Genomic DNA, 9,807 nt, shown 5'->3' on the forward strand with positions numbered 1-9,807 from the left:
CCTCTTCGGGGCGTAGCGCAGTTTGGTAGCGCATCGGTTTTGGGAACCGAGGGCCGCTGGTTCGAGTCCAGTCGCCCCGACCAAAGAAAACAAGGGCTTACGGAAAAACAAACCGTAAGCCCTTTTTCTTTCCCAGCAGCATTCCCAGCAGCCAAACCAAAAACGCCAAACAACCAGCACCTGCCCTTTCCTTTCGCCGCACCCACCACGCCCACGACGATTCACTGTGCTGGCCATATTCGGACAAAACTAGTCCAAAAAAACATCCCCAATTTTGACGGCACAGGGAAAAGGGAGGCCATCACGGTCTTCGGCGTGAACCGCCCAACTTTGCTCCCCCCCCGGATGCGTACACGATACACGCCGCGCCTTCGACGTTGCGCCGTGCGGGTCGCTGCGGGTGAACCCATGCGAAGGTCCACGGGCTTGGCCAGCGCGCCTACGGGCCTCCTGTCGTGCGTCCTGTCACCCCTGGCCGTGACCCTAGCCGGAAGTCCGGCGTCTTCACCCTGGCCCATATCACGAACAGCACGGAAAGCACGATTCGAGCCATGACAAAACGTGCCACCTCGCCACGGATTGAATCCTTGCCAGTACTGCGTGGGCACGCTCATTGCTTTGCAGGTCATCACGCAAAAGCATGGCATGATCGGCACGGCATCTTCATGGCCTGCGTATCACGGACTGAATCAGTCAGGTTTCCCGGCGTGACAGGGCGTGACAAAATGCGACAAACTTGAAACCGGACCCTTGGCAAAACCTTGGCACTTTTCGCTGCACCCTCCCCAAAACCTCACCATTGTTTGCGCCCTTTGAATGTCATCATTTGTCAACAATCGCTGCTCTTGCGACCTTGCAGACCTTTCGTTGTATCCGGCCCGCAGCGCCACGCAAAAGGAAAGGCCAAGGTTTGCACCCTGGCCCATTGTTGCGTTGCATGGGGTAACTCATCACTCGGCACCCGGCACCCCTTCCGGCCCCTGCTTTTTAGCGTTTGCTTTGTTTGGAAACGTGAGTTTTCACGAGCACCGGCCCGCCTGTTTTTTCAGGGCGTATCCGCAAATGGATCAAGGTCTGAAAAGTCAAGTTTTGTCAGGTCGAACGCGTCGTCCCAATCGATTGAAAGATTGTCCTGTTCTGGCTGGTCTTTACTCACGAACCCCACGACGTGTAGCGCGTCACGCACCAGATTCAACAAGGGAAGCTACGGTCCGTGATTCATACGCACGGAGCCCGACGCACTGCCACGACGTCAAGAACTTTTGCCCGCACTCGGAACAGATAAATCTTTGCTGAATAAACGTTGCGCTGATCGTCAAAGCGCCGTGGGCCTTCCTTGTCTCTTCGCTTCCACACTTCGGGCATGGAATCCTTCGAACTTTTGCATCTGGCATAATGTCACCCCCCTTGGTGCATGTATACCCGCGCACAAGAAACATGCACAAGGTAAACGTCTGCAACTGTTCTTGATTTGCACTAGTGCAAAAAAGCCCGGACTTTTGCCGGGCTTGTGTTGGCCTATGTCGTGACCAGCGCGTTCAATGCGTCCTCCGTGATCCGCCAAGGCTGGCCAGGAAGGAAACCTTTGGCCAGGTGAAGATGATGTTCAATGCCAACCTGGGCTTGCCCTCTCGGAAAGCCGTATCCAGAACTTCGAATGTCTCGGATGATGACAGGGCCGAAACCGTCAGCACCTCGGGAATGGTCGTTTTCATGCTGCTACCTCTTCGGTCTGTCTGCCCGCCAATGGTGAACAGTCGTCACCCTGGCCCGTGGCCGCCCATCGCTGGCGGGCTTTTGTGTTGCCACCGACGATGGCCGCTTGTTTGGCCTCCTGCCGTGCGCAAAATAGCCGCTTGGCTTGATACAAAAGGCGGAAAGGGTCATTTCAGCGGCTTCAAGTGTTGCGTCAAAAACCGGGTCATACTCGCCAGGGGGAATGTGAAATTCAATCACTGCTGTGGCTCCATTCGAGTCATACCACGCCCCCTTGATGTACCGGGCCACGTCAAGGGCGGATGCCGCTTCACAAAAGTCCATCAACTCCCGGAACTCATGGATCAGACCATGCCTGGAAAAAATTTCTATTCCGTACACCTCGACGCTTCCATCAACTTGTCCGTAATACATGCCTATTCCCCTCCGTGCTGGATATTTTGCGCGAGGATGCCCCGTGCTGCGTTTTTCTGACCGATCCGACCAAGGCCCCGGCCTTGCGCTTGCGTCGCGTCTGTGGACTCCTGAAGGCTCAAAACGTAGACGCTTTGCACCGCGTCCATGAACCCCACCGGCCATGATTCCGGCATGGCCAGCCCGTGCCAGCCATTGACCTTGAATCCTGGCCACTCGGCTTGGAGCTGATCCAGGAAGAGCTTGCACGCCTCCCGTGTCCATGCGGGTAGCTCATAACCGCCAAGGGACAGGCCCGCCCGGACGTGGGCAGGAAGGGCCGAAGCCCTCCCGTTCAGCTCGTTGATGATTGCGGCCTTGTGTTCCAGGACAAGGGCCTTGACCTTGGCGCGGGCATCGTCGCTGCCGATCAGGCGGAGCCGCCCCGGTTCGGGCATGACCACGCGCGCGCCCGCCGCCTCAATCTGGTGAAGAACTTCCGCCGCGCTCATAAGTCTTCCCACCCTTCGCCGTCAGTGCCGGTCGGGTTGAGCGTGCCAGGGGAAGAGGGGTTTGAAAAATCTTCGGTCTGGTTTTCATCCTCCACCGAAAATTGCCCCGAATCGTGCGAAGAGAGAAGATCCCTTAAAGGGGGATCTTCTCTTCTCTTCGCCTCTCGGTCTTTCGCAAGCGAAGAATCTTCGCTTTTCTTCGGGTCTCTTCGCTCTCTTCGCCCCTCGCTTTCGCCTGTGGCCTTTCCCCTGGTGCGCTCTTCGATGGCCACCCGGATGATGTCGGCTTGGGCTTCCGATCCTGGCCCGTCGAACTGGAAAAGCCCGTCCGCTCTTTCGTAAATGAGGCCAATCTTTTTCAACTCCTTGGTGGCTGTGTTATGGGCGGAACGCTTTGCCGCCTTGTTTGGCGCCTGGCTGTGCTCAAAGAAGTGCGCTCGCCAGTTCTCCTTATCCAAGCCGATGAACTGCCCGTCTTCGTCAAGCGTGCCGTGCTCCATGGCCGCCTGCCGGAATTCCTCGAAGCGTTCGCGATTCGTTCGCGAAATGTTCGCCGTCTTCGGCTTCGCTTCGGCTGCTTCCTGATCCGCCTCCGGGTCTGGCACGATGACGCACGAGGTAACGGGATCGCCGTCATCGTCCACGCCAAGCTCAATCACTTCGCGGCGAAAGTGCTTTGTAAATCCGTCCTGACCATCCTTCACCTTTTCCGCCGTCCAAGAAAAAAGAAGGTCGGACTTGTTCACCTCTTCCGCCCGAAGAACCATTTCCAGGCCCGCGAACATGGAATAATGCCCGCGCGGTCCCTTCGATGCGTCTTTGCCTGGGTGCCCCACAAAACAGACCGAACCTTGCACTGCGTGGGCAAGGCGCGTGGCGCTTGCCAGAATCAGCCCGTAATCAACCGATCCGTTTTCCTCCATGCCAGGGGCCGCCCTGTTCAGCGTATCCACGATGACCACCGCGCCTAGTCCGGCTTCGTCCAGGGTCAAGGCAATGAGTTCGTCCGTGTCTTCATCCTTGCGAAGGTCGATAGGATCAGGGGAAAAAACCACGCCGGAAGGGTAGGCCCGCCCGTTATGCGCGGCCCATGCTTGAGCCCGTCGCTTGTAGCCGTGCTGGCCTTCGAGGCAGGCATAGACCACCGGCTTTTTTTTGGTCCTGAATCCGAACCACTCCCGGCCCTCAGCGATACTCGACGCCATATCAACCATGAGAAATGACTTCCCGACCGTGGACAGGCCGTACACAAGCCCCACCACATGCTCTGCCAGCACGCCCTTGACGATCCATTTAACGTCAGGGATCGCCAGAAGGTCAGCATATCGGAACGCCCGAAGCCTGGACCTTTTTTGCCGCTGGCCCGCCTCGATACATTTCCGCACCGCGTCCGGGCCAAGGCCGGGAGCGTTGGCCAGGTCGTTGAAGTCCTTGCCCATGTCCGCCGTCCATCCTGGCCCGAAGTCCGGCACGGCTAGGGAGCCACCAACGAGCTTGGCCGCTTTAACTGCGAGCTGATCCGGTTTCCCCGTAGTCTTGATGATGTCGGCAAGCAGGATGATCCGCGCGTCGGGGTATCGGTCCCGGATAGCTTGGGCGGCCTTGGCGAGTTGGCCATTACTCCCCGTGGAAACACCGATGCCGCCTTGCATGATCTCGGATACGCTCAAGCACGTTACCGCGCCTTCGCCCACATAAAAGACCAAGCCGTGTGTTCCAGGGGCAGGAAAGGGCGCTGTGGAGTAAATACCGGCACCACCGCCTTTAAGTGTGTACTTGGTGCCCGCCGCGTCGATAAGTTCCACCGTTTTTGGTTCGGCCTCGAACCCCTCGAATCTGGGCACCACAAGCAGCTCATCGCCTCGGAACATGGCAAAGCGCCCTTTCGTGAGGTCTTCGCCTTCGTCCTTCCGGCTATGCGCCCGGAGAATCCGCGCCACTTCGGCCATGGGAATGGACTTGAGGCCATAGCCCATGGAAACGAGCTTGCGCTTGAGGTATGGGTTCTCACTGGCTGGCTTTGCCGCCGCCATGACTGACGCTGCTACGAGCTTGGCCCGTTCCAGGTTCCGCGCTTCCTCCTCCTGATTGAGTCGCTTGGCCTCTTCCCTGGAACGCCTGCGGGCCTCGGTCTGCTCCACGGTCATGGCTCGCAAAGGCGCGTCATAGGCCCACCCATTTTGTTGGGCCACTTGGTAGAGCGTGCCAGCCCCCAAGCCTTTCCCCTGGTGGCAGGACCGCCACACGCCGTTGAACTCCCTGGCCCGGCTTTCGCCCTGGTTTTGCGCCCACCGCTCGGCAAGGTCGCGTCCATCCTCGCCAAGGGCGTCCTGGACACAAGCCAGCGCCACAAAAAAAGAATCGTGATCAGGGGCTTTAACCTCGTTCAGTGCGCTCATGATCTTGGGCCGTTCGTCGTACTGCGTGCCGGGCTGGTATTGCTTTCGTGGTTCGGATTGGGGCTCGTACTGGCCTAGATCAATACTCATGCAGGCCACCCCCGTTCACGCTCTTGACGGTCTGGCCAATGCGTGAAACAAAACTCTTGCTGTCGCCTTTATGTTTCACGCCCTGAATCGTCGCCCCGGTTCGGGGCTTTTTCATGTCCATGGGCACCCCCTACGCCAGCGGGTTGACTGCGGACTTTTCCAGGAAAGCGTCCAGGTCTTCCTTGCGGTATCTGCAAGACCGACCGATTTTCAAAAAAACGGGTCCCTTGGAAAGAAACCGCCATTGCCGAAGAGTTGCTACCTTCATGCCGATGTAGTCCGCCGCCTGCTGTTCCTTCCACGTCCCCCTTGGCTGGTCCTTGGGGTCAATCTTGCGCTCGGGTCCGAATACTCGCTGTTCCATGCTGTACCTCCAAAATGAAAATGGCCGCCCACGGGGATGATCCGTGGACAGCCATGAAAATACGAGCAAAACAAGGGCGTTAGCGATACACAAAACCGACTACATCGTACACGAAACCGACTACATTTCCGGCTACATCCTCAAGGGCGCAAAAAAACCGGGTTCCCCCGGCTTATTCAGGCTTGTTGTCCTGATACCATTTTTTATGCGCGGCCTTGCTCTTTTCGGCTGTGACCTCCCCCCTGGCATATGCGCCTATCTCTGCCGTGCTCAGCTTCGGGAATCCCGTCTTCAATCTCGCAATGCGTTCAGATGGTTCATACCCTTTGGCGCACAACCACTTGCCGTAATCCAGTGGACTTTTGAAGTCCTGTATAGTCGCGTCCGCTAGTTTTGGTGCCCGTGGCGGAAGCGGCATGGACCTTTCTATATAAACAACGTCTTCCGTTCGTTCCAGCTCTTCAACTTCGTCCATATCGAAGCAAATAATCTTTCGCCCACGCCAAGGCTCTACATCGTCAAGATATTCCGGTCTCGAAACGTCTACATCTCGCGTGAACTCCATGCCCCCTTCGCTATTTGGGCCAAGCAATCCATACGGAGTGATCTTATAGCAGGCCACTTGCTGCGCAAGAAACCCACGGCCACGATTCCACCGCCGCAAAAGATTCGCGCCACAAATGAACCGCCCCCGCTCCATCACAACCACGCCGCCCTTCTCGGATACCATGTCTTCCCTCCTTCCCCCTGGAAAAGATGATCCAGGGCCAGGACGCACCAGAGGGGAAGCGCGTCTTTTCAGCCGGGTTAATTACTCCCGGCCTAGGCCCTGGAAAAGATGGTCCTATGCCTTGACCTGCTCGTTGTGCTGGTCCACCTCCATGGCGTGGATAATGGCCAGCAAGCGCGCCGTCACGGCCTTGAGCGTGTAGGCCGCGCCGTAGTCGCGTTCGTTGTACTCCATGCCGTCGGCTATCCAGTTCAGCGCGACGTTGATTTCGTAGAGGTCGGATATGGGCGAAGTGCTCATGCCTCCACCTCCGTGGCGCAAGGATTGGGCACCACCGCCCCAAGCAGGTCTTGGGCGTGGTCAAGGCGCTCCTGGAACGGATGCGTCGCCAAAAAGTCTAGGATCGGGATGGCGTCCATGGGCTGATCCATGGCCAGGATGTCGCTCATTGCGCCCGCGCATGTCGTGAAGGTCGCTTGCAGGGCCACAAGCTCAATCTTCGCCAAGGAAAGGCGGATGGATTCGATGTCAGCGGGCTTGCCGCTCAAGGAAGCCGTTGGTAGGGACTCTTCAGCCATGATGAACCTCCTGTCGGTTCGCTGTGGTTAGGCCCTGGCTCGGTGTTCGTAGCACCTGCCGGGGCCGTCTTGTTTCCTTCCTGGAGCGTTCCAGGGAAGGTGGAAATTATTCGGTCATGCGCCGCCGCCATTGACGGCCTGACCCTGGACGACACTGGCGAAAATATCATCCACTACCTGTCCGGCACTGCGCAATGCCTCATCACGCAAATGGGCGTACCTCATGGTCACGTCCGGGCTTTTGTGCGTCATGAGCTTCTGCAAGGTCAGCATATCCACCTTGCCGCTTGAGGCCAGCATGCTGGCGTAGACGTGACGAAGGCCATGGAGCGCCCGAAACTCATCGGGTATTCCGGCGGCTAGCTTGATGGTCCGCACGGCCTTCTTGATGTCCACCCGCTGCTGTCCACCCCGGCCAGGGAAGACGAACTCGCTTTCACGGGGCATGCTCTCGAACAGTTCACGAGCTCGCTGGTTCATGGGGATGGTCTGATCTACTCCGCCCTTGGGGTCACAGATGTTGATAAAGCCACGAACGAAGTCGAGGTCTGACCACTTCAGCCGAAACATTTCACCACGCCTCATGCCCGTGAACAGAGCACAGAGCATTATCGGTCCGGCCACGGGGTGAAGGTCTTCCTCAATGGCGGACAGAAGCCGTTCAAGCTGATCCGGGGTCAAGTCCTCGGTGACGATGTTGTTGCACTTCGGAAATTCAATCTTGAAGGGGAGGGGCGCGCACAGGCGGGCATTGACGCCGAAGTTCACGATGCGTCGCAATAGCTCCAGCGTGTTCTTCACGGTCTGGGGGGCTTTGGTCTTGAGCATCTTCGACTTGAGCCGGACCACGGATAGCTGATCTATTTCATGAGGCTCTTTGTCGCCGAAGGCCGGGGCTAGGAATTTGTCAAAGCGTCCTTCGTCGGTCTTGATGCCCTTGATCGCCCTGGTGGTCCTGTATTCGTTCCAGAGCTTGGCAATGGTCCATCTACCTTCCTCTGCTTCCTTGGCGGCCTGTTCAGCCTCTCGACGCTCGTTATTGGACAACTGGCGGCCCTCTATGCGCTCGGTCCTGATTCGGTTCGCCTTGGCCGCCGTCATGTGATCACGGATGGAGCGCCCCACCTTCTCCTCTATCTGCTTCCCATCCTTCCGGTAAAAAATGTAAAAAACTTTTTCCGTCTTCCCGGTCTTGGAAGTCGATTCGAGGTAGACCACCCCAGGATACTCGGTCTTGATTCGTGTCGCCATTTTGCCCCCAATTTCTCCCAGCACTATTCCCAGCACGCAAGGCAAAAATAGGCTGAAAATGGCAGAAGTCAATAGAAACCAAAAACAGCTAAACAGTTTGAAAACAAAGAATAATATACAAAGATGAAAATTGAGTGAAATACACCTCCCCGGTTTTGGGAACCGAGGGCCGCTGGTTCGAGTCCAGTCGCCCCGACCAAAGAAAACAAGGGCTTAGGTGTAAAAACCTAGGCCCTTTTTGTTTTTTCCTGAAGCATTCCACACACCATTCCACACACAGGGAAGAGCGTAGTTAATAAGTAAGTGTTTATTTATTTGTCTTGCCATAATAAACATCTATTTTTCAATTTTACTGGACCACTGGACCACGGGCACCCTTAGCCCTTGTTAGCTGTGACTCAGCATGCAATACTGACCCACTTTCTCCAGTAATCGGCACGAAAAATTGACCCACCTCGGCAAGCCCTTCAAGGTCGGCTGACAGGCCGCCTTGGAGGTACGAGGAGATGCTGACGGTGGAAACGATGCGCAAGATCAAGCTTGCCCATGGTCGAGAGGAGAGGTCGATTCGGCGGATAGCCTGCGATTTTCATTTGAGCCGGAACACGGTTCGCAAGGTTATCAGGTCGGAGGCGGCCACGCTTGAGTACCGCCGCGCGGTCCAGCCCATGCCAAGGATGGCGGGTTTCACAGACTGGGTGGCCGAGCAGTTGGAGCATGACGCCAGTCAGCCCAAGAAGTACCGGCGCACGGCGAAAGTTTTGTACGAACAGCTTCAGGGGCGGGTCTACGAGGGCTGCTACGACGCCGTGAGACGGTTTGTCCGGCGCTGGCTGGAGGAGGCCGGGCGCAAGACTCCGGCGGCCTTCGTGCCGCTGGGCTTCGCGCCCGGCGAGGCCTATCAGTTCGACTGAAGCCACGGGCAGCTAGAGATCGGCGGGCTGCCCATGACCGTCAAGCTGGCGCACACGCGTCTGTGCCATTTCTGCCACGCCTTCTCCCGCGAGACCCTGGAAATGGTCATGGAGGCCCACAACCGGGCGTTTGCCTTCTTTGGCGGGGCCTGCGGGCGAGGCATCTACGACAACATGAGCACGGCCGTGTCGCAGGTGTTGCGCGGCAAGCACCGCGAACTCAATCCGCGCTTCGAGGAGCTGTGTGCCCATTACCTGGTCGAGCCGACCATGTGCACGCCGACTGCGGGCTGGGAAAAAGGCCAAGTCGAAAATCTGGTGGGAGTGACGCGCAAATGCATTCTGGCGGAGCGCAGGAAGTTCGCCAGCATCGCGGAACTCAACGAATGGCTGCTGGAGCGGACCGTGGGCTGGGCCAAGACCCACAAGCACCCGGAATTCGCGGACAAGACAATCTGGGAAGTGTTTAAGGCGGAGCGCGGGGTTCTGATTCGGGCGCCCAAGGAGTTCGATGGCTACCGCTTGAAGCAGTGCCGGGTGTCCTCGACCTGTCTGGTGCACGTCGAGCAACCGCTACAGCGCGCCGTGCGATGCGGCCGGGAAGCCCTTCCAGGTCAAGATCTACGCGGATCGATGAGCGGCGAGATCCTGCTGAGGGTTGATCCGGAAAGAGCGAAGGGCGGCGTGACAACGCCTTCCCGTTCGGCACAACTCCCCGGAGCCGTACAGATTTCGCCTGTATGACGCAAGGACGCGGGGTTTTTGACCATTTCAAACGCGCGCAATCCACTGTCGTGGATATGGCCCAGGGCCACCGCGTGGCTGGGAGCGGTACTTTCCGCCAGCCGGTGTTTGGGGTT

Annotated in this window: 10 protein-coding genes and 1 tRNA gene; 3 read left to right on the forward strand and 8 right to left on the reverse strand. The window is 57.7% G+C overall.

What is annotated here, in order from left to right:
* Positions 1-6 precede the first annotated feature (6 nt).
* A tRNA-Pro gene (locus tag EOL86_09455) sits at positions 7-83 on the forward strand.
* A 1,636-nt stretch (positions 84-1,719) separates the two neighbouring features.
* Here the strand turns inward: EOL86_09455 and EOL86_09460 are convergent.
* From EOL86_09460 to EOL86_09495, 8 genes are all read right to left on the reverse strand, one after another.
* Entirely contained in the window at positions 1,720-2,130 is a 411-nt protein-coding gene (locus EOL86_09460) for a hypothetical protein (protein ID NCD25800.1), read from the reverse strand.
* 2 nt (positions 2,131-2,132) lie between these two features.
* The gene (locus EOL86_09465; protein ID NCD25801.1) at positions 2,133-2,621 is read right to left on the reverse strand and encodes a hypothetical protein; all 489 of its coding nucleotides are present in this window, start codon (positions 2,619-2,621) and stop codon (positions 2,133-2,135) included.
* Positions 2,618-5,110, reverse strand: a complete 2,493-nt coding sequence (locus EOL86_09470) for a hypothetical protein (protein ID NCD25802.1) — start codon at positions 5,108-5,110, stop codon at positions 2,618-2,620. Before EOL86_09470 ends, EOL86_09465 begins: the two co-directional genes overlap by 4 nt.
* Positions 5,111-5,240: 130 nt before the next feature.
* A complete protein-coding gene (locus EOL86_09475) occupies positions 5,241-5,474 on the reverse strand; it encodes a DNA-binding protein (GenBank protein ID NCD25803.1) in 234 nt (77 codons plus the stop codon).
* 172 nt (positions 5,475-5,646) lie between these two features.
* The gene (locus EOL86_09480; GenBank protein NCD25804.1) at positions 5,647-6,204 is read right to left on the reverse strand and encodes a hypothetical protein; all 558 of its coding nucleotides are present in this window, start codon (positions 6,202-6,204) and stop codon (positions 5,647-5,649) included.
* Between the two features lie 114 nt (positions 6,205-6,318).
* On the reverse strand, positions 6,319-6,504 hold the full coding sequence (locus tag EOL86_09485) for a hypothetical protein (protein NCD25805.1): 186 nt from the start codon (positions 6,502-6,504) through the stop codon (positions 6,319-6,321).
* Positions 6,501-6,782: a hypothetical protein gene (locus EOL86_09490; GenBank protein ID NCD25806.1), complete on the reverse strand. Its 282-nt coding sequence runs from the start codon at positions 6,780-6,782 to the stop codon at positions 6,501-6,503. The genes EOL86_09485 and EOL86_09490 overlap by 4 nt, the downstream gene beginning before the upstream one ends.
* Positions 6,783-6,896: 114 nt before the next feature.
* Positions 6,897-8,033 (reverse strand): site-specific integrase, encoded by a 1,137-nt coding sequence (locus EOL86_09495; GenBank protein ID NCD25807.1) that lies wholly within the window; start codon positions 8,031-8,033, stop codon positions 6,897-6,899.
* A 677-nt stretch (positions 8,034-8,710) separates the two neighbouring features.
* On the opposite strand from EOL86_09495, the gene EOL86_09500 reads away from it, so the two are divergent.
* Together EOL86_09500 and EOL86_09505 are read left to right on the forward strand one after the other, a co-directional pair.
* Positions 8,711-8,947 carry a hypothetical protein gene (locus tag EOL86_09500; protein NCD25808.1) on the forward strand — a complete coding sequence of 79 codons (237 nt, stop codon included), beginning with the start codon at positions 8,711-8,713 and terminating at the stop codon, positions 8,945-8,947.
* A gap of 33 nt (positions 8,948-8,980) precedes the next feature.
* Positions 8,981-9,691 (forward strand): transposase, encoded by a 711-nt coding sequence (locus EOL86_09505; protein NCD25809.1) that lies wholly within the window; start codon positions 8,981-8,983, stop codon positions 9,689-9,691.
* Positions 9,692-9,807 lie beyond the last annotated feature (116 nt).

The sequence above is a fragment of the Deltaproteobacteria bacterium genome (assembly GCA_009930495.1).
Taxonomy (GTDB): Bacteria; Desulfobacterota; Desulfovibrionia; order Desulfovibrionales; family Desulfomicrobiaceae; genus Desulfomicrobium.

Excerpts from the sequence above, each read along its gene's own strand:
- EOL86_09505 (NCD25809.1), top strand. The coding sequence starts at position 8,981 with ATGACCGTCAAGCTGGCGCACACGCGTCTGTGCCATTTCTGCCACGCC.
- EOL86_09460 (NCD25800.1), bottom strand. The coding sequence starts at position 2,130 with ATGTATTACGGACAAGTTGATGGAAGCGTCGAGGTGTACGGAATAGAA.
- EOL86_09475 (NCD25803.1), bottom strand. The coding sequence starts at position 5,474 with ATGGAACAGCGAGTATTCGGACCCGAGCGCAAGATTGACCCCAAGGAC.
- EOL86_09495 (NCD25807.1), bottom strand. The coding sequence starts at position 8,033 with ATGGCGACACGAATCAAGACCGAGTATCCTGGGGTGGTCTACCTCGAA.
- EOL86_09485 (NCD25805.1), bottom strand. The coding sequence starts at position 6,504 with ATGAGCACTTCGCCCATATCCGACCTCTACGAAATCAACGTCGCGCTG.
- EOL86_09470 (NCD25802.1), bottom strand. The coding sequence starts at position 5,110 with ATGAGTATTGATCTAGGCCAGTACGAGCCCCAATCCGAACCACGAAAG.
- EOL86_09465 (NCD25801.1), bottom strand. The coding sequence starts at position 2,621 with ATGAGCGCGGCGGAAGTTCTTCACCAGATTGAGGCGGCGGGCGCGCGC.
- EOL86_09500 (NCD25808.1), top strand. The coding sequence starts at position 8,711 with ATGGCGGGTTTCACAGACTGGGTGGCCGAGCAGTTGGAGCATGACGCC.
- EOL86_09480 (NCD25804.1), bottom strand. The coding sequence starts at position 6,204 with ATGGTATCCGAGAAGGGCGGCGTGGTTGTGATGGAGCGGGGGCGGTTC.
- EOL86_09490 (NCD25806.1), bottom strand. The coding sequence starts at position 6,782 with ATGGCTGAAGAGTCCCTACCAACGGCTTCCTTGAGCGGCAAGCCCGCT.